At 68.4% G+C, this 18,440-nt stretch carries 15 protein-coding genes; 12 read left to right on the forward strand and 3 right to left on the reverse strand.

Annotation, left to right across the window (positions count from 1 at the left end):
* Positions 1–8: 8 nt before the first annotated feature.
* The 11 genes from EJ913_RS01185 to EJ913_RS01235 all read left to right on the forward strand — a co-directional run bounded on the left by EJ913_RS01185 (position 9) and on the right by EJ913_RS01235 (position 14,707).
* Positions 9–611: a DUF4145 domain-containing protein gene (locus EJ913_RS01185; protein WP_185909641.1), complete on the forward strand. Its 603-nt coding sequence runs from the start codon at positions 9–11 to the stop codon at positions 609–611.
* Between the two features lie 18 nt (positions 612–629).
* Positions 630–2,081, forward strand: coding sequence for a class I SAM-dependent DNA methyltransferase (locus EJ913_RS01190; protein ID WP_126994036.1), 1,452 nt, complete (start codon positions 630–632; stop codon positions 2,079–2,081).
* On the forward strand, positions 2,078–3,484 hold the full coding sequence (locus EJ913_RS01195; RefSeq protein WP_126994038.1) for a restriction endonuclease subunit S: 1,407 nt from the start codon (positions 2,078–2,080) through the stop codon (positions 3,482–3,484). Before EJ913_RS01190 ends, EJ913_RS01195 begins: the two co-directional genes overlap by 4 nt.
* Positions 3,481–4,728: a hypothetical protein gene (locus tag EJ913_RS01200; protein WP_126994040.1), complete on the forward strand. Its 1,248-nt coding sequence runs from the start codon at positions 3,481–3,483 to the stop codon at positions 4,726–4,728. Before EJ913_RS01195 ends, EJ913_RS01200 begins: the two co-directional genes overlap by 4 nt.
* An 87-nt stretch (positions 4,729–4,815) precedes the next feature.
* Entirely contained in the window at positions 4,816–5,283 is a 468-nt protein-coding gene (locus tag EJ913_RS01205) for a hypothetical protein (protein ID WP_126994042.1), read from the forward strand.
* Position 5,284: 1 nt separating this feature from the next.
* Positions 5,285–6,613, forward strand: coding sequence for a DUF8426 domain-containing protein (locus EJ913_RS01210; RefSeq protein ID WP_126994044.1), 1,329 nt, complete (start codon positions 5,285–5,287; stop codon positions 6,611–6,613).
* Positions 6,614–7,425: 812 nt separating this feature from the next.
* Positions 7,426–7,971 (forward strand): hypothetical protein, encoded by a 546-nt coding sequence (locus EJ913_RS01215; protein WP_126994046.1) that lies wholly within the window; start codon positions 7,426–7,428, stop codon positions 7,969–7,971.
* A gap of 22 nt (positions 7,972–7,993) precedes the next feature.
* Positions 7,994–8,284, forward strand: a complete 291-nt coding sequence (locus tag EJ913_RS01220) for a hypothetical protein (protein ID WP_126994048.1) — start codon at positions 7,994–7,996, stop codon at positions 8,282–8,284.
* A 348-nt stretch (positions 8,285–8,632) separates the two neighbouring features.
* On the forward strand, positions 8,633–11,083 hold the full coding sequence (locus EJ913_RS32075; RefSeq protein WP_211098852.1) for a hypothetical protein: 2,451 nt from the start codon (positions 8,633–8,635) through the stop codon (positions 11,081–11,083).
* 508 nt (positions 11,084–11,591) lie between these two features.
* Positions 11,592–13,496 carry a MobA/MobL family protein gene (locus EJ913_RS01230; protein WP_126994050.1) on the forward strand — a complete coding sequence of 635 codons (1,905 nt, stop codon included), beginning with the start codon at positions 11,592–11,594 and terminating at the stop codon, positions 13,494–13,496.
* A 218-nt stretch (positions 13,497–13,714) separates the two neighbouring features.
* The gene (locus tag EJ913_RS01235) at positions 13,715–14,707 is read left to right on the forward strand and encodes a DNA-binding protein (protein WP_126994052.1); all 993 of its coding nucleotides are present in this window, start codon (positions 13,715–13,717) and stop codon (positions 14,705–14,707) included.
* A 116-nt stretch (positions 14,708–14,823) separates the two neighbouring features.
* On the opposite strand, the gene EJ913_RS01240 is transcribed toward EJ913_RS01235, so the two are convergent.
* From EJ913_RS01240 to EJ913_RS32905, 3 genes are all read right to left on the reverse strand, one after another.
* On the reverse strand, positions 14,824–15,489 hold the full coding sequence (locus tag EJ913_RS01240) for an HIRAN domain-containing protein (protein ID WP_185909642.1): 666 nt from the start codon (positions 15,487–15,489) through the stop codon (positions 14,824–14,826).
* A gap of 11 nt (positions 15,490–15,500) precedes the next feature.
* Positions 15,501–15,851 carry a hypothetical protein gene (locus tag EJ913_RS01245; RefSeq protein WP_126994056.1) on the reverse strand — a complete coding sequence of 117 codons (351 nt, stop codon included), beginning with the start codon at positions 15,849–15,851 and terminating at the stop codon, positions 15,501–15,503.
* A 121-nt stretch (positions 15,852–15,972) separates the two neighbouring features.
* Positions 15,973–16,314 carry a helix-turn-helix domain-containing protein gene (locus EJ913_RS32905; RefSeq protein WP_211098853.1) on the reverse strand — a complete coding sequence of 114 codons (342 nt, stop codon included), beginning with the start codon at positions 16,312–16,314 and terminating at the stop codon, positions 15,973–15,975.
* 46 nt (positions 16,315–16,360) lie between these two features.
* Between EJ913_RS32905 and EJ913_RS01255 the strand changes: the two genes are divergently transcribed.
* A complete protein-coding gene (locus EJ913_RS01255) occupies positions 16,361–18,424 on the forward strand; it encodes a DUF1156 domain-containing protein (RefSeq protein ID WP_126994058.1) in 2,064 nt (687 codons plus the stop codon).
* Positions 18,425–18,440: the final 16 nt, after the last annotated feature.

The following is an 18,440-nucleotide window of genomic DNA, read 5'->3' on the forward strand; positions in this document are numbered from 1 at the left end:
ACGAATGTATGCGCGCCAACAAGCATCACATCATGTTTACAGATCGCTCTGACGGTGTGTATCGGGAAGGTTTTTTTGAGTTTGATGAGTTCTTTGTTGTTATTTGTGGTGGCTGTGAAACGCGCTCTTTTATCAAAAAGTCAATTCGACGTCGTCCCGATGGGAATGATTCAGGCGAAGAAGTTCTTTCTTTCGATATGTTCCCGCCCAGGGTGCTTCGTAAAATACCGAATTGGCTTGAGAAACTCCCCAATGAAGTTTGTAAAATCTACGAAGAAATCAACAGAGCTCATCAGTGTGGATTTTTTAGACTTTGCACCATGGGTGCACGATCTTTGATTGAACGAGTTATGATTGATAAAGTTGGAGATAATGGCAGTTTCAAAAAGAATCTAGACGCTATGGTGAATAATAAACACATCAGTGAGAGTCAGAAGGAATTTCTGGACAGTATGATTGAAATGGGGCATGCGGTAATGCATAGGGGGTACTCACCAGACGAGAATGCTGCATCAACGCTCCTGGATTTATCAGACGCAATTGTGTTCATAACATATGTAGCCAAAGAAAGAGGGGATGCCCTTAAACTATCAACCCCTCCGAGAAATTAATCTTGAATGGCAACTAAAATGACATCCACCACCGACATCGTCTCCAAGCTCTGGGGCCTGTGCCACATCCTGCGGGATGACGGCATCACCTACCATCAGTACGTCACGGAACTGACCTATCTGATCTTCCTGAAGATGGCGGCGGAGACGGGGGCGGAAGAGCAGTTGCCGGACGGCTATCGCTGGACCGACGTCAGCCGGCGCCAGGGGCTGGAACAGCTCACCTTCTACAAGGAGATGCTGATCCACCTGGGCACCTACGGGTCGTCGCAGGTGCAGGCGATCTTCCAGAACGCGCAGACCAGCCTGCGCCAGCCGCGCATCCTCAAGGCGCTGGTCGAGGCGATCGACGGGCTGGACTGGTACTCGGCGCGGGAAGAGGGCCTCGGCAACATGTATGAGGGGCTGCTGGAGCGCAACGCGACGGAGAAGAAGTCGGGCGCCGGCCAGTACTTCACGCCACGCCCGCTGATCGACAGCATGGTCGCGCTGATGCAGCCGAAGGCCGGCGAGTACGTCCAGGACCCGGCGGCGGGCACCGGCGGCTTCCTGATCGCCGCCGACCGCTGGATCAAGGCCCACACCAACAACCTGTGGGACCTGACGGAGGCAGAACAGTACTTCCAGCGCCACACCGCCTTCTGCGGGATGGAGTTGGTGCCCGACGCCCATCGGTTGGGGCTGATGAACCTGATGCTGCACGACGTCACCGGCGACCTCCAGCTCGGCGACGCGCTGTCGGAGCAGGGGACCCGGCTGCCGAAGGCGCGCGTCATCCTGACCAACCCGCCCTTCGGGACGAAGAAGGGCGGCGGTCTGCCCAGCCGCGACGACTTCACCTACCCCACCTCCAACAAGCAGTTGGCCTTCCTCCAGCACATCTACCGGGGCCTGCGCCCCGGCGGACGGGCGGCGGTGGTGCTGCCCGACAACGTGCTGTTCGAGGACAACGCCGGCCGCGACATCCGCCGCGACCTGATGGACAAGTGCGACCTGCACACCATCATCCGCCTGCCGACCGGCATCTTCTACAGCCAGGGCGTCAAGACCAACGTCCTGTTCTTCACGCGCGGCCACACCGACCGGGGCAACACGCGGGAGGTCTGGATCTACGACCTGCGCTCCAACATGCCGCAGTTCGGCAAGACCCGCCCCCTGACCCGCGACCACTTCGCCGCGTTCGAGGCCGCCTATGGCGCCGACCCGCTGGGCAAGGCGCCGCGCACGGACGAGGGCGAGCAGGGCCGCTTCCGCCGCTTCACCCGCGAGCAGATCGCCGCGCGCAACGACAACCTGGACATCGCGTGGCTGCGCGACGAGAGCGCCGAGACGGAGTTGCCCGAACCAGACGTGATCGCCGCCGAGATCATGGACGCGCTCCGCACCGCCCTGGAGGAGATGGAGGCGCTGTCCGACCTGCTGCGAACCGACGAGGCGGCGGGCGACGCCGTGGCGGAGGCTGCGGAATGAGCGGGCGGGAGTTGCCGACGGGGTGGGAAGAAGCCACGATTGGAGATGTTATCCTTCCATATCAATCAATTGATCCGACCCAATCGCCGAATGAGACCTTTACGTATATCGATATCGGATCAATCAATAATATTACGAATCACATTGAGAATCCAAAAATTATCCTGGGTCGTGACGCCCCATCACGGGCCAGAAGGGTGGTTGCCAGAAATGATTTACTTTATTCAACTGTAAGGCCGTACCTAAAGAACATTGCTCAAGTACCGCAAAATTTTGATGGAGCCCTTACCTCTACAGGCATAGCCGTATTGCGGCCATCTTCTGCTGTGTCTCCAAGCTATCTCCGCCATTGGGTGCTTTCCGACGACTTCACACAAGAGGTCGGGCGCTCAATGGACGGATCTTTGTATCCGGCAATCCGCGACGTGGATGTCGAATCCGCTCCGATCACACTCCCTCCCCTCCCCGAACAGCGCCGCATCGTCGAGAAGATCGAGGCGCTGACGGCCCGGTCGCGCCGGGCACGTGAGGCGCTGGACTCCCTGCCGACGCTGATCGACCGCTACCGCCAATCGATCCTCGCCGCCGCCTTCCGCGGTGACCTGACGGAAGACGTTTGGGGAAATGACGCACCGCAACTAACTCAGAAGAATGGTCCTCATCCGATCCCTCATGATTGGGAATGGATGGACATGCGAGCACTCGTGACGTCCGGACCACAAAATGGCTTGTACCTACCTAAGACAAAGTACGGGTCAGGCCATCCGATTCTCAGGATTGACAACTTTCAAGATTACTCGAGCGACTCCAGCGCCAATTTCAAAAAGGTAGAGCTAACGCCTGAGGAACAGGAAAACTACCATCTCGTAGATGAAGACCTTGTCATCAATCGCGTCAACGCGCCATCACATCTTGGTAAGTGTATGGTTGTTTCGGAACAACATCTTCCCGCTGTTTTTGAAAGCAATATGATGCGACTGCGCGTAAGGGACGATATTCCCGCGCGTTACATTGCATATTTCTTAAAATCACCTCAAGGTCGCAGAGCACTTCTGAGCAATGCAAAGTGGGCAGTCAATCAGGCTAGCATCAACCAAGGCGATGTACTATCGACCACAATCCCTCTTCCACAAAACACTGAGAAAATGTTGAAGATTGTTGCGTGCGTTGATTCTGCGTTGACCAAGATTGAAGCATTCAGAGTTGAAGCCACAGTGGCGCGAGACCGCCTCGCCACCCTCGACCAATCCATCCTCGCCAAGGCGTTCCGGGGCAAACTGGTTCCGCAGGACCCGAACGACGAGCCGGCCTCCGTCCTGCTGGAGCGCATCCGCGCCGAGCGCGCAGCGGCGGGCGTCGCGCCCCGGCGCGGACGGCGCGGCAGGGGAAAGGCGTCGGCATGAGCATCCCCAGGCGGGGACGGCCCTTACGGGGCGGTCCGGTCGAGTTGGAGTGGGGGGCGCTCGACGGCCGTCTGGACGCGTTGTTCCCCTTCCTTCTGGTGGCCGAACGCGGGCCGTGGCGGGGGCGGTTCAAGGATGGCGGCCCCGGAAACGAGCGGCGCGGCCTGTTCGGCATCGCCGATCTGTCGCCGTCGATATCCGCCGGCACCTACGCCGGACTGATCCTTCCCCTGTCGTCCTGCCGCGACCCGGCGGTGCGCACGGCGCTGGAGGACACCGTTCGACTCTTCGAGGCGCAGGACGGCCGCAAGCGGGCGGAACGTCGGCGCGAGGCCCAAACCCTGCTGGACGCCGCCGGCGGCGGCTTCACCCTGCTCCAGGATGGCGACACCGCCGGCTTCCTGGGCCTCGCCCGCAAGCCGGCCCTGTTCGGAACCCTGCACCGCTGCTTCGACCATGTGACCCGGCTGCGCGACGATCCCGCAGGACGTGTCGAGGTCCTGGCGACCGAGCCCTTTCCCTGGCGCAGCTATGGCGAGGCGCTGGAGTGGTATCACGCCCCCTTCGACGACCGGCCCTTTCCGTGGTCGCATCTGTCCACGACGCTGGTGTTCGCGCGCGCCGCCGGGATCGGCCCATGGCTGGAAGAATGGGGAACGCGGCTGTCGGTCACGGTGCCGGAACTGCGCCTCGCCGACCATTTCACCCTGCGGCCCGACCTGCCGGATGCCGAGCTGTCCGTCGCCCTCCGGTTCAGCGGCTACTACACCATCTGGCTCGACATCACGGCCAACGGGCGGACCGTCCGCATCGAATGCACGGATTCCCGCCCGCCCTTCGCCGACGTCGTCGCATGGGCGAAGCGGATCGACGCCGGAGAAACCCAGGTCGCGCTGGAAATCGATGAGGAAGGCCCGATCAGGCGGCTCGAACTGCTCGGCACCGATCAGCCGGGGAAGGCGCTGTTCACGATCACCGAACTCTATGAGGAAACCGTCCACCTCCAGGCCGTGGTCGACACCGACGATCTGGCGCGGCGGTTCAAGGACGCGCTCTGGACCTTCCTTCACGACGGGTTCGACCCGGACCAGTGGGCGAATGCGAACAGGTGCGAACCGGACGAATTGCCGACCGCCGTCCTGTCCGACCCCTGGTTCGACGACCGTCGCGAGGCGCCGGATGGCGGCGCCCGGCGCGCAGCCACCGACACCGTGCCACGGCGCGAACCTCCGACCGAGGGGTGAAGGAGTCGCATGTTCGGATGGAGACGCCACAGGCCCGCCCCGTCGCCCCCGCCCCCACCATCGCCGCCGGTCAGCCAACGGGATGTATTGGCGCGTTGGAAAGCCGAAGCGGCGAAGTCCCCCTACACCCCCGCGATCGCCCTGGGCGTCGCCGAGCCGGCGACGAGCATGCCCTATGCGCTGGCGATCACCGACGCCGACGGCGTGCCCGATTGGGTCGCTCCCTGCACCCGCGTGGCCGGCAATGTCCTGATCGCCTGGGACCAGGCGATTCCGGGCCTGAGCCTTCCCGACCCTTCCGGGGCGTCTGTCTATGACGCCTTCATCGCGGATCTCCGCCGGCTGTCCCGCTGGATCGTGCCGCTGTCGGACACCGTCTGGCTGGTCGGCACCACGCGGGACATCACGACCATCCACCGCGACCTCGGCGACCAGTTGGGCGTCATGAGCCGTTCGCTGACCGTGGTCGATCTCTTCACTGGCCGCGCCATCGGCTGGGACGCCCGGCGCGGTCTGATGACCATGGTCGAGCCGGCCCGCCCGCAAGAGGACTGACATGCCCCCCAAGACTTGGATGGTCCGCGCCGGCAAGCGCGGCGCGCAGATCGACCGCTTCCTGGCCGCCAAGCGGGTGGCGATCGGCTGGGCCGATCTCGGCTCGCTGGCCGCGGTCGCGGACCGGCCGGCGATGGTCGCCCTGGTGCGGACGCAGTGGCCGGATTGGAATGCCTACGAGGTCGGGAACAACGCCGGCCAGCTTCATCGCTTCCGGTCGGAGATCCAGGCCGGCGACCGGGTCATCTCCTACGACCCCGAGGGCCGCGTCTACCATGTCGGCTCGGTCGGCGGTGGCTACGCTTTCGAGCCGGCCTTCGACCCAGACTACCCGAACGTCCGCCCCGTGGCCTGGATCGGCACGGTGCCGCGCGACGCGCTGACCGTCGCCGCCAAAAACTCGCTGGGTTCGGTCACCACCGTGTTCCAGGTGCCAGCCGACACGGCGGCGGAACTCGACGCGCTGCTCGCCGCTCCGGGAGACCGCGCGCCCGTGGAACTTGCCGCGACGGTCCATGCACGAAGCGACGCGGGAGGGGATCTCGCCGTCGGGCCGGCATCCTCCGCCACCCTGGTCGACTCCGCCGCGGAGGCGGCCGCCGAGCAGGAGCTGTTCGAGGATCTGGAAGCCAAGGCTCTGGAGTTCATCAAGGACCGGCTGGCGAAGCTGAGCGCCCGCGACATGGAACTGTTCGTCGCCGGGCTGCTGCGCGCCATGGGCTACAAGACGCGCGTGTCGCCGGTCGGCCCTGACCGCGGCCGCGACATCTTCGCCTCGCCGGATGGGGTGGGGCTTGAGGAGCCTCAGCTGCGGTCGCGACCGCTCCCGGAAGGCATTGAAACACGGACGCTTTCATCACCCACGCCATCCACTGTGCAACAGCCCTGTGTCACAGGCAAGGGCGGATCCGGGTGCCAGCGAGAATATGGGTCCGCCGCCGTCCGGCATCCCTCCGCCGTGGGTGGTGGCGATGCCGGACCCGTGAACGTCCTCCACGCCGCCACGCGTCCGTCCCGGTCCGGTAACCCAGCGGCGTGGTGCCGCCGACCCCAGCATGCCGGACGCGGGACGGCGAGCCATCCGACGAAGCCGGCCCCGACCCGTACCGGTCAGGGACCGAAGGGATCCTCGATCTCGGAAAAGGGCAGGATCCGGCAGACACCGCGCAACGCGCGCAGGGTCGGCCTCTCGAGTTCCAGCTTGAGACGGTCGATCTGCGCATCGGGGACCGCGGTGACGATTCCCGGCGACGTTCCGGCGGTCGCCAGGACATCACCGAGGCGGAGCAGAGCCTTGGCGGCCTTGCCGGCGTTGCTCTCGACTTCGTAGAGCCGATGGAGCCGGCCGTCGCGCAGGACGACGACGTCGACCTGGGCGAGACTCCGATCGGCCGCGTCGTCGCCGAGGCTGGGGAGTGTCAGGGTCAGCCGGTCCCGGAGATCGGGATGCCGGTTGCGGTCGCCCGCCGGGAGATAGACGCCGTCGCCCATCAGCAGGTGGGTGCCGGCCAGCAGCCCCTGAAGGCGCTCATGCCGCGACAGGGGGCGGGGAGTGCCGGGAACGGCCATCGGCGCGCCGGTGCCCGCGAGGCTGACCGCGCGGATGAACGAGCCGGGCCGCACCTCGAGGTCGGGATAGACCCCCGACCGGGCCGGCGGCAGCAGCTTGGCGCGCAACTCATTGGCGATCTGCTGTGTCCGCTTCCCGGCACGGTGTGGGGCGTGGGCGCTGGCCAGCAGCTCGGCGAGGCGGTTGGCATGCAGCCAGATCCCGAGGATGCCCGGATCGCACAGCAGGGTCAGGGCGTCGCCGACGAGGGACCCGCGCCGGTGGCGGGCGGAAGCATACGCGGCGGTGTGGGTGAGGGCGGCGGAGTGAAGCATGGTGGTCTCCAGGCCTCCGGCCGGCACGATGCCGGCGGTGGGGCAAGGAGGGCGGGATGGCCGCCGATGCCGTCGTTGTGCCGGATCGTCCCGGCGGATCGCCATCCCGCCGCGCGGCGGCAGCGCGTTCCGGCGTCGTCATGTTTTCCGAAGAACGAACGAAACCATCCCGCGCATGCGACCCCATATGATCGTCAGCCCCTGCTTGACCGCGCCGATCCACCGATCGGCCGCCGTCGTCACGACAGGAGGCTTTCCATGCGAGTCGTCTACATCCATTCCACAACCGCCGACCTGACGGATGGGGATGCCGCCGCGATCGCCGGCGCCCGGATCGTGCAGGACACCAGCGTCGACCGGGTCGGCCTCAGCACCCTGCTGGCCCTCCTCGACGATGGCGACGATCTCCTGGTCCCGGACCTCGGCCATCTCGGAGCCACCGCCCGCGCGGCGCTGGCGTCGCTGCGCCGCGCGTCGGAGGCCGGGGTTCGGGTCTTCATCCTGCGGGACGGCCTGGACGGCGCCGCCATCCTGCGGGTCGCCGAACTCCTCAAGCCCCTGCCGGACAGCGGCGAGGCGCCGCCGCCGGCGCGTCCGGGGAGTCGTCCCTACGGCCGCGCAACCCCGGCACGCGTCGCCGAGATCCTCGCCCTCTCCGCGGCCGGCGTCCTGGTTCGGGAGATCGCCGCGACCGTCGGGTTGTCTGCCGGCACGGTCATGCGCGTCCGCCGCGAGAGTCGGGCTGTCCCCCGCGCTCTCCGGCCCACCGCCGGCCTCGCCGAGTGCCTGGGCAACGCCGACTGATCCCCGCTTCGGAGTTCCTCCCATGAAGCCGAACCGCCACATCCTGATCCATCTCGACGGCCCCCGCTCTGCGAAGACGGTCGCCGTGTCGCTCGAGCGCAGCGTGGTGCTCATCAGCCGCTACACGGCGGACGGGCTCTTCGACTCCAGCGAGTTGCTCGACCGCCCACCGACGCGCGAGGAGGCGTGCGCCGCCATCTGCGCTGCCCACCGGAGTTCCGACTTCAATTTCCTGACGCCCCAGGACCAAGCGGGCATCCTCTGGCGCCTCGCTCTCGTCGCTGTGGGCAAGCCCAAGGCGGCTGGTCCGTAGGACCGACGCGGCAAGGTGGAGTGCACCGGACGGCGGTGCCGACACAGGCGCCGTCCCCGGAGTCGTGGAGTTCGTGATCGACGCTCGGCCGAGGCTTCCCGACCGGAGCCTTGTGGGGTGGGGGCCGGTGTCTATCTCGGGGGCGCTCCGGCGTCGCCGGGGCCGAAATGCGAAGCGCCCGGGGTCGGACCCGGGCGCTCCATCGGTCGAAACGTGTTGCGCCACGTCCGGCACGATCCAATCGACGAGATAGGCCCGTGCCTGTCGTCGACAAGCCCGGAATTGGCCCGAGGAGAGGGCACATGGGACGATCCGCGTTGCCGCGGTTCCCGGTCCGGGCGGGGATGCATGGCTGATCTCAAGGAATCCGGCCACGGCGCCAGCGCGCCGCCCCAACCGCACTACACCGTCGACGCCCTGCTGCCGACCGAGGCGCAGGCGATCCTGCGGCAGGAGGCCGCCGTCTGGGCCGGCGCGGCTCTCGCCGGCCCGTCCGGGAGCGCCCGGACCGTGATCGGCATCCGGGGGGCCGCCGGCCTGGGAAAATCGACAACCCTGCTCGAGGCCGTCCTGCCGCTGCTGCGCGCCGGCCTCCGGGTGGCGTTCTTCGTCCCACGTCACAACCTCGGGACCGAGCTGGCCGAGAAGACCCTCGCCAACCTCGAGGCCGTCGGCGCGGCCGAACGTGGGGATTCCGACCCGTTGGCGTTCTGGGAACCGCCGGCACCCCTGCCGCCCGTCGGCGTCCTGCGCGGACGGGAGGCGATCGACGACGCTGGCGCGGCGGTCTGCGGCCGGGCCGCCCTCGTCAAGGCGCTCCATGGGAAAGGCCTGTCCGCCTACCGCAATCTGTGCGAGCGCGTTGCCGTTCAGGACGGGGCGCCGATCACCCTCCGCTGCCCGATCGCGCACCGCTGCGCCCACTATGACCAGTCGAACGACATCCGGCCGGGCCTGTTCTTCGCGCCGCACGCCTACCTGACGATGCCGGCGCCCAGCGGGCAGCGGAAGCCCGACGCGGTCATCATCGACGAAAGCTGGTGGCAGGTCGCCATCAAGGAGCGCAGCATCACCCTTGATGACTGGCTGGCCGACCGGGTCTGGCTGGGCGACGCTCCCGTCGACGAGGACGACGTCACCCTCGGACCAGCCCGTGCCTGGCTGGTCAGGCGCGCCGGCCTCGCCCACCAGCTCATGCTCGCCGGCACCGCCCCGGCCGACTGGCCTCGCCACGGCCTGACGGCCGACGACTGCCGACGGGCCGCGCGGCTGGAGGGTGAAAGCGCCACGCCGGCCATCGACCCGGCGATGGCGGACACCGCCATCGGCGCCGTCCTGGCGGCCCATACCCCCACGCCGGCCTCCCGCCTCGCCGGCCTGTGGCGCGCCCTCGCCATGGAGATCAAGACCGCCCGCCCCGCGCTCCACTCCGTGACCCTGGGCAAGGCCGGTCCCGCCAATGCCCGCCGGACCGTCATCGCCTGGTTCAAGCGATCCGACCTGCGCGGCGTCCCGGCCGAGGCCCCGGTCCTGCTGCTGGACGCCTCGATGGACCCGGAGATCGTCAGCCTCTGGTTCCCGACCATCCGCATCGTCTGGCTCGACGTCGAGCGCAAGGCCTGCGTCGTCGGTCTGGCCGACCGCGCCCTGGGTCGATCGTCCCTGGTAGAGCTCGCCAACGAGGACGGCGGCTCCGCCGCCGGCCGGACGTTCGCCCGCAACAACCGGCGCGCCCTGGCCGCCCTGTTCGAGGTCGTCAGCGCGACCGCCGGGCCGACGCTGCTGGCGACGTACAAGGCCATTCTTCCGACTCTGCGGGATCACGAGGACACGGCCGACACCGTCGCCCGCGCCGTCGCCAAGGGCTCCGCCCTCGGGCATCTGGGCGGCCTGCGCGGCTCGGATGCCTACCGCGCTTACGCCGCCGTCATCGTTGCCGGCCGCCTGCAGGCGACCGTCCTCGCCGTCGAGAACATCGCCCGGGCCCTGTACTTCGACGCGGACACGCCGCTGGCCTTCCTGGGGGCGAACCGTCTGCCGAAGGTGGAGCGCCGGCGCCGCATGCGGGATGATTCCGACTCTGTGGCCCTGGTCGAAGCCCACCCCGACCCCCGCATCCAGGCCGTCCTCGAGCAGTGCCGGGAGCGCGAGCTGGAGCAGGTGCTCGACCGCCTCCGCCTGATTCACCGGGACCGCCCCGCCCTGGTGATCGTCGCTTCCTCCGTCGTGCTGGACCTCACGTACGACGCCGTCCTGCCATGGTCCGACCTGACGCCGTCGCGCGCCGTGTCCGCCCTGGTGCGCGGGGGCGTTCTGCCGGCGAACGCGGGCCTGCGCGCCGCCGCGTTCCCGGACCTCTGGGCCAGCGCGGACGCTGCCAAGAAGGACGGCCAGCGAACGGGCCAATTGGGGGACAATCCCCTGTGGGAACTTATACAGAGAGCTTTGTCCCCCAATTGCGGCGCGGCGAAGACCCTGGCGGTGGACGCGACCTACCGGCGGGCCGGGGTGCGCGGCCTGCCGAGCGCCGCCAAGGTCCTCGCCGGCCTGACGGACGCTGAGATCACGGCGGCGCTGGAGGCGCTCCACGGCGGGGCGATCACGGGCCTTCAGGTTGCCCGTCCGGTCACGGTGGAGGCCGTTCCAGAGGATCCGGCGGGTGCGCCGGAGCCGCATGCCCATCTGCCCGCCGTCGGCGGGATCGTCGTTCCCTTCCCGGACGCCAACGCCGGCGCCGGCCGCACCGGTGCTGGATCCAACGGCGGCGCCCGGCTCCGCCCGCGGATTTCCGCCGCGTAGCCGTCCATCGGACTCCCGTCCGCAGCCGATCGCTCCGCCTCGCCGGCGGGGCGACGGGTGATCGACCAGATGCCCTTGGCGTTGGGGCCGGCGCCGATGCGACGCCACGCTCTGGATGCCCTCCCGCCGGCAGTGCCTGGGCTTGGCGCGGAGCGATCACGCCGCCGGTCTCGAGCCCCGCCGCGCGTGCCGCCGGCACTCCGGCTCCGGCCGGGGGGTGGCGGGGGGTGTCCCCCCGCCCCATTCCAGATCGGCTGCGGCGCCCGGTTCGACCGGCCCATCCCGGGACCGGAATGGCACCACCGTCACACGCTGACATCCACGCCCGCCCATCCTCGCCCGTTGCGAAGGAATCGGCCGCCGCCATCTCCCCGACCCAGAGCGGGCCGCGGCGGAGGGGGTAAGGCGCACTTGTGGGATTAGTCCCTGCGGGACGCCGTGCTGCGCCCGGCTCCTAATCCCCCCGTCCGCCGCAGCCCGCGCCGCTCACAGTTGGGGGAGGGGAAGGATGACCGAGCCGCGGGCCGAAGCGCCCTTCACCTGCTCGGCCTCCTTCATCGGCAAGGAGGGTCACGGCGACGCCGCCGTCGGTGTCGCCAAGGCGCACATCGACTACATCACCCGCGCGTCCGCGCTGACGGAGATCGTCGCCGTCGGCGCGGTCCCGGAGGACGGGGCGCCGGTCGGTCGGTTGCGCGCCTTCGCCAAGGCGGAGATCGACCGCAAGGCGGCCAGCCGGAGCAACGCCCGCGTCATCGACAAGATCGTCGTCGCGATCCCCTACGAGGTCCCCGACGCCCGCCGCGGCGAGCTGCTGCGCGCCTTCATCCTGGAGCTCGCCGGCGTCGACACCGTGGCCGGCCTCGGGGAGGCGGTCGCCTTTGCCGCCATCCACGGCGACCCGGCGAACCCGCACGCCCACCTCGCCCTGATGGACGGCAAGGAGCCGAAGGCCGCGGCGCGCCGGCGGGCCAAGGCCTCCGGAGCGCAGCGCGTCCGGCAGCGCGACGTCTTCAGGCTGTCCGAGAAGGATGCCGTGGAGCGCATCCGGGAGATCTGGGAAGCGGTCGCCAACCGCTTCCTCGAGGATCTCGGCGCGCCCGCGCGCATCGACCGTCGCAGCCTGGAGGCCCGCGGGATCGCCCGCCTCCCGACGGCCCATGAGGGGCCGAAACGCCGCGCCCTCGTCGCGAAGGTCCACGCGGCCGAGGGGCCTGCGGCGGCCGCCGACATCATTCACATCGACCCGAGGATGGAACCCATGCGCGCCAATGCCCTTGCCGCCCGCGCCAACGCGGTCCTCGCCGCGGAGGCGACCCGGACCGCCAGCATCCAGGATGCCGAACGGCGCGCCGCCGCCGCCGAGACCACGGCGGAACGCGAGCGGCAATCCCGCGCGGAAGCCGAGGCCCGGGCCGAGCGGGAGCGTGCGGCGAAGGACGCCCTGGCCGCCCGCGCCGCCCGTGCGGAGGCCATCCTGCGCGACACCGAGGCGGCGCTCGCGCCGGTCGCCACGGCGGTGGCGGCGCCCCTCCGGCTGACCGACCCGCTGGCCGCCAAGGTGCTGGCGACCGCCCGCGCCTCCTACGCGGCCGGCGCCAGGAAGGCCGGAACCAAGGCCGCCGACCGGGTCGCCAAGGCGACCACCTGCGCCAGCAGGGAGGCCGCGCGGGCCGACGGCTGGGAGGCGGAGGCGCTGGAGCGCGGGCGGTTGGCCGAGGAGGCGAGCCGCACCGCCAGCCGGCTGCGCCGTACGCTCGAGGACGAGCGGGAGGCCCTTGCCGACGCCGAAAGCCGCGCCGCCGACGAGGCCACCGCCCGCGCCGCGGCCGACGCCCGGGAGGCCGCGGCGGCGACACGCGCCACCGCCGCGGAAGCGGGGCTTGAGGCCGCGCGCGCCGACATGGCGGCCGCCCGGCGGCGGGAGTCGTCCCAGCGGGAACGAAGCGAGCGGCTCAGGGCGCGTCTGGCCCACGCGCGGGGCCTCCTCGACGAGATCGACACCGCGATGGCCGGCGTCGAGGCGAGGGAGGACGTCCGCATCCCGGACTCGGTCCCGCTTCCCGCCCGCGTCGCCCAGATCATCGACGCCGTGCGGCGCACCGCCTACCGCCGGGGCCTGACCGAGGGCGCGCGCCGGATGCGCCGGCGCGCCGCCACCATCGCCCGCTGGCTGTGGGAGCGTCTCGTCAAGCGCCGCGAGGAGGCGGAGCAGGCCAAGGCGATCGTCGCCGCCATGGCCGCCGGCGAACTGACCGGGCGTGGGCCGGACTGGCTCACGCTCCCGGAGTGGCTGCGGGCGCGGGCGCTTTCCAACCTCGTCCGGAACGGCGAGCTCACCGTTCCGGAGCCGCCCGGCCCCGCCAGGGTCATCCCGTTTCCCGGCCGCAACCGCGACGATCGGGTCCGCTGACGCAGGGCTGGGGAGAACACCTGATGGCTCGGCCGGTTCGGTCGCCGGGGCTCGTTCCGGACGGACCGCTTTCGGCGGGTGCGGACCGCTGCCCATCACATTCGCAATGTTCCGTACATTCGCAACATTGCGAATGTGACGGGCAGCTTTGGGAATGTTGTGGACAGCTCCGGGAACGGCCCCAACTCCGATCCTGAACACAGACCGAGGAGGCGATCATGGCAAACAGGAAAGTGGTGACCCGGGAAGCGGTCGATGAGGCGATCCAAGCGCTCAAGGCGCAGGGGCGCAGCGTGTCCGCGACCGCGATCCAGGGGTTGATCGGCGGAACACGGGCGACGATCAACGCCGTCCTGAGCGACATCAGCGTCGAGGAGAACAGCCACCACGAGGCGCCCCAACCCAGCGTGGGCGAGCCGGCCATCATCGACGCGTCGGCGGATACGCCGGCCGGACTGCCGGCTGCGGTTGTCACCCATGTGGAAGCCCTGATGGTGTCCGTGGCCGATACCCTGACCGCGACCATCCGCCATGAACGGGAGCGCGCCCGCCAGGAACGGGATGCCGAGCGGGAGGTTCATCGGGCCGCTCTGGAATCCGAGCGCTCGGCCGGGGAAGCCCGCGCCAAGGTTCTGCAGGGTCAGATCAATGACCTCTCGACGTTGCGCGCCGAGATGAGGGGCCAACTCGCGGAGGCCGGCGCCGAGCAGGAGGCCCTCCAGGAGGTCCTCGAGGCGAAGGACGCGGAACGCCGGGAGATGGAGGTCGCCCTCGATCGCGCCAACGCCCTGGGCGACGAACTGACCGCCTCGTTGGACGTCGAACGCAACCTGGTGAACGAGATCAAGATGGACCTGCTGCGCGCCCAGGCCGACGCCGCCGAACTGCGGGGTCGCTTCGAGCAGCGCGCGGACGATCTGGAGCAAGTCACGGCCGAGGCCCGCGCCTGCCTGACCCGCGCCGTCCTGGCCGAGGCCAACGCCACCCGTCTCGCCGATGAGCTGAACGAGATGCGGGCCGCCGCCAAGGAACGGCCCGCCCGCGACCCGGCTCCAAGACCCCGGAAGAGTGGTACCGGCAAGGTTCGCCCACCCGCGCCGGCCGCTGCCAAGGAGCGGGGTGTCGACGCCGTCGACGCTGCCATAGCCGTGGAGGACAGTCACCCGCCGCTGCCGTTCGGCTCTGCCGGCGGTCCGGTCGGGAGCGCGTGACGTCCGTGTGAAGACGGCCGGCCCGGATCATGCGTCGGGACGGCCGCGGTCAGGGGCATTCTCCTCCCGCCCCGGACGTCGAGTGACGCCATCATATGGCTGGCGCCGACCTCAATTCAGCCCCAAAAGTCGTCGTCGTCGCGGACGGAGTTCCCCGTCCGAACCCGTTGGGGCGGCGCTGGCTGAGCGGACTGCCACCACCGGGCATAGCGCTCAAGGACGACCCGCCGGCGTGTCCGCGGCCGCCTGGCGCGGGTGAACGCTTGCTCGGCCTCGATGCTCAGCGCCGCGTTCAATGGCTGCGGGAACTGCGGCCATTCGCCTGACGGATACTCCTTCCACAGCTCCTCAAGCGCGCCTTCCTGGTACTCGGCTTGACTTCGGAACGGACGCACGGTGCCGGTGGGCAGGTCGATCAGCAGCCGATCTCGCCACCAGAGCGCCCGGCCGTTCCTATTGGCGCCGTAGGCCCAGCAGCGGGGCACCACGCCGGCGTCCATCAGCGGCGCCAAATGCACCGCGTCCCTGTGGGGGACGAAGCCAATCATCCACGGGCCCGCCGGCCACCAAACCTCCACGGCGTTGCGGTCATACGGGTTCACCGGATCACGCCGCAGGGCCAGGGGTTCCCACGCACCAGGCAACGTGCCCATCTCCTCAAGCCCGCCAAGGTCGTGGTGTGCGCCGCCGGCCAAGAAGAGGTGAAGCAGGTCACCCACCGGCCGGTCGGTGTGCTGGACGGCTGCGGCTGCGGCCAGCGCGGCCAGCTGGTGCGCCGTCAACGTCGCTCGACTCATGGCGCGCCGACGGCGCCGCCGCCCTCCCCGGAGAGCGAGTAGGCCAGCCCCGCGTCGCGACGGCGGGCGTGGGTGACCGCCTTCTCGAAGGGCGTCCGGCGTGGGGCGGGTGCCTCGGGCGCCCAGGGCAGCAGCTTCGCCAGCCGGGCGGTCTTGAACTCGCCCAGCGACAGGAGTTCGGCAACGTGCCGGAGCCGCGCGACGTCGGCCGCGCGGACAATCGCCCTGGCGTCGATCAGGCCCGCGACATTCATCGTGGCGCTGCGCCGGCGTGATCGTTCCGCTCGCGTCTGCCGCTCCTCCTCCGGCAGCGGCGACCGCCCCAGCGTCCTCGTCTTGCCTTCCACCTCAGCCTCCCTTTCCCGACGGATCACGGAAGCGGATGTGGGGCGCCCAGCCCAGCGACGATGAATTTCCTGTGGCGGCACGAGACGGACCTGATCCGATTGTCCGCGTCGGTGGAATCCTTCAGGTCGAGCAATCCGGAGCGTTCTCGGCCCCGGCGCCGAGCGCCGCGTACAGGGCGGTCTTTCCCACCTTGATTCGTGCCGCGACTTCGCGAACGGTAAGGCCCTGAGAGATCAGCGTTCTGGCCCGGCGGAGCTTCTCCTCCGTCACCACCGGCCTCCGCCCGCCCCGGCAGCCGCGAGCCGCGGCGGCGTCGAGGCCGGCGCGGGTCCGCTCCCGGATGAGGTCGCGCTCGAACTGCCCGAGGGCGCCGAAGTTGAACCGGCTGCCGGGCGTGATGGTATTGATCGTTTTCTCACGAGGCCCGGCTAGACGTAAACGAGTCCCCCCGTTACATTCCAATTTTTGCTAGAGGCTTGGAGGATCGATCGGTCCAAGAGGAGAGGAAATGTCGACGACCCTGAAGCAGAAAGAAAAAAAGGCGCGGAGAAGCGCTCGGGTTTATCGGCAATCTCTCGTTGAGGCTGGGCAGCTTCCGATCGAACAACTCGTCGCGTTTGCCGTTCGCGAAGGGCGCCGGCCTCGTCCGATCTACACTGCGCACAAATGGTTTGCCCGCAGACTAGGGTCAGTCTTTCGCAGCTTGCTCATTGGCGTTGCGTCAAAGCCTGGCGACAACTTTGAAGAATTGTACTACGGCGGTGCGGATCTAACCGGTCTGAAGGTGTTGGACCCCTTCGTAGGCGGTGGCACCTCGGTGTTTGAAGCGTCGAGACTCGGTGCGACGGCATACGGCTGCGACGTGGATCCCGTTGCCTGCGCCGTTAGTCGCTTGGAACTCGGAGCCGCCGACCTGCCGGATCTGGGACCGACCCTCGTCGAGCTGAAGTCGAAGGTCGGAAGCCGCTTGGCCGAGTTTCACGTCCGGGACGACGACCTGGTACTGCATCACTTCTGGGTGCAGGTCGTCGAGTGCGCAGGTTGCGGAAGCCATTTCGACGCGCATCCCAATTACGTCCTCGCCGACGACGGCACCACCCGCCACGCCTTCTGCTCCGCCTGCAGCACGATCCATGAACTGCCGGCGGGTACCGCATCATTCGAGTGCAGTAGCTGCGGGCACCATAACGACTGTGATCGCGGAACTGTCCTGCGCGGCCGGGCCAAATGCCCACACTGTGAGCATGGCGACCAGCTGATCGAATACGGGCGGCGCAACGGCACCCCGCGCTGGCGACTGTTCGCGGTAGAAACCATTGCGCGCGGCGATGGTGCGCGCGTGGTCCCCATGTCGGAGCGTACGTTTCGGAAGGCCACGGATGAAGACGTCCGCCAGTACGATCGCGCGAAAGCAGCGCTCGTGAAGGCAGAACTGGCCGGAGAGATATTGATCCCAAACGACGAAATTGACACGTCGGGCTGGTCGGACGAGCGGCTGAGCGCTTATGGCTATGGCCGCTGGCGCGACCTCTTCAACGCCCGTCAGCTGCTACACCTCGGCTTGCTGGCCAAGGAGATCTCGCTTCTCGCCCCCCCCTTGCGCAGCGCGGTCGCGATGGCGTTCAGCGACCATCTGACCACGAACTGCATGATGGCCTCCTACGCCGGCGGCTGGCGGCGGCTCACGCCGCTCTTCTCCCTACGGGCGTTCCGGCACATCCAGCGCCCGGTCGAGCTCAATCCATGGATCGAGCGTGCGGGGCGCGGCACGTTTCCGAACGCCATCCGCAAGCTCACTGCCGCAGCTGCCTACGCGCGCAGCCCCAAGGAACCGATTGGCGCGAAGGCCTTCGTTGATGTGCCAACGCGGGCTCGTCGGCGGAAGAACCTGATTCACATGGGAACGGCGGGTAATCTCGCCTTTCTCGCGAGCGGATCGATCGATATTGTCATGACGGATCCGCCCTATTTCGACAACATCGCCTATTCCGAACTCGCGCGCTTCTTCGGGCCCTGGTTGAAGTGCCTCAAAGTGCTCGACACACGTGAGCAGCAGGACATTCTGGCCAACAGCCTCGTCGCCAACAGATCACGTGCCGGGAGTGTCGAACGCTACACCGAGGGTCTGGGTCAGGCCTTCGAGGAGATCGCCCGGGTGCTGAAGCGCAACGGCATCGTCGCGTTTTCCTACCGGCACACCGACGCCCCCGCCTGGCAGGCGCTCGCAGAGGCCATTGCTCGCACTGATCTGCGGATCACGAGCGTTCTTCCGATGCCCGGCGAGGCCGGCAGCGGCCTGCATGCGCAAGGCGAGCGCGGACTCTGGGACGCGGTCTTCATCCTTCGTCATGGCGTCGGGCCTACGCCTATCCTGCAGGTCAGCGAGCAGGAGGTCGCCGAGGCCGAAGCCGAGGTTGCGGCGTGGCTCGACCGATACGGTGAATTGGCGCTGCCCTTCAACGCCATCGACGCCGCCGCGTTGCGGAGAGCTGCGCTGGTGGGCAAGGCGCTGGCCTCGAAGCGAAAACAGGGATGGTCGGAATGGATCGCGCTTGAGAGCGCGCTGCGCTGAAATTAGACTACCCTGA

Origin of the sequence: Azospirillum doebereinerae (assembly GCF_003989665.1) — a bacterium.
GTDB lineage: Bacteria > Pseudomonadota > Alphaproteobacteria > Azospirillales > Azospirillaceae > Azospirillum > Azospirillum doebereinerae.

What these genes read in the sequence shown, in the direction of transcription:
- EJ913_RS01215 (WP_126994046.1), top strand. Translation starts at nt 7,426, where the DNA reads ATGCGAGTCGTCTACATCCATTCCACAACCGCCGACCTGACGGATGGG.
- EJ913_RS01255 (WP_126994058.1), top strand. Translation starts at nt 16,361, where the DNA reads ATGTCGACGACCCTGAAGCAGAAAGAAAAAAAGGCGCGGAGAAGCGCT.
- EJ913_RS01210 (WP_126994044.1), top strand. Translation starts at nt 5,285, where the DNA reads ATGCCCCCCAAGACTTGGATGGTCCGCGCCGGCAAGCGCGGCGCGCAG.
- EJ913_RS01190 (WP_126994036.1), top strand. Translation starts at nt 630, where the DNA reads ATGACATCCACCACCGACATCGTCTCCAAGCTCTGGGGCCTGTGCCAC.
- EJ913_RS01200 (WP_126994040.1), top strand. Translation starts at nt 3,481, where the DNA reads ATGAGCATCCCCAGGCGGGGACGGCCCTTACGGGGCGGTCCGGTCGAG.
- EJ913_RS01185 (WP_185909641.1), top strand. Translation starts at nt 9, where the DNA reads ATGCGCGCCAACAAGCATCACATCATGTTTACAGATCGCTCTGACGGT.
- EJ913_RS01230 (WP_126994050.1), top strand. Translation starts at nt 11,592, where the DNA reads ATGACCGAGCCGCGGGCCGAAGCGCCCTTCACCTGCTCGGCCTCCTTC.
- EJ913_RS32075 (WP_211098852.1), top strand. Translation starts at nt 8,633, where the DNA reads ATGGCTGATCTCAAGGAATCCGGCCACGGCGCCAGCGCGCCGCCCCAA.
- EJ913_RS01220 (WP_126994048.1), top strand. Translation starts at nt 7,994, where the DNA reads ATGAAGCCGAACCGCCACATCCTGATCCATCTCGACGGCCCCCGCTCT.
- EJ913_RS01235 (WP_126994052.1), top strand. Translation starts at nt 13,715, where the DNA reads ATGGCAAACAGGAAAGTGGTGACCCGGGAAGCGGTCGATGAGGCGATC.
- EJ913_RS01195 (WP_126994038.1), top strand. Translation starts at nt 2,078, where the DNA reads ATGAGCGGGCGGGAGTTGCCGACGGGGTGGGAAGAAGCCACGATTGGA.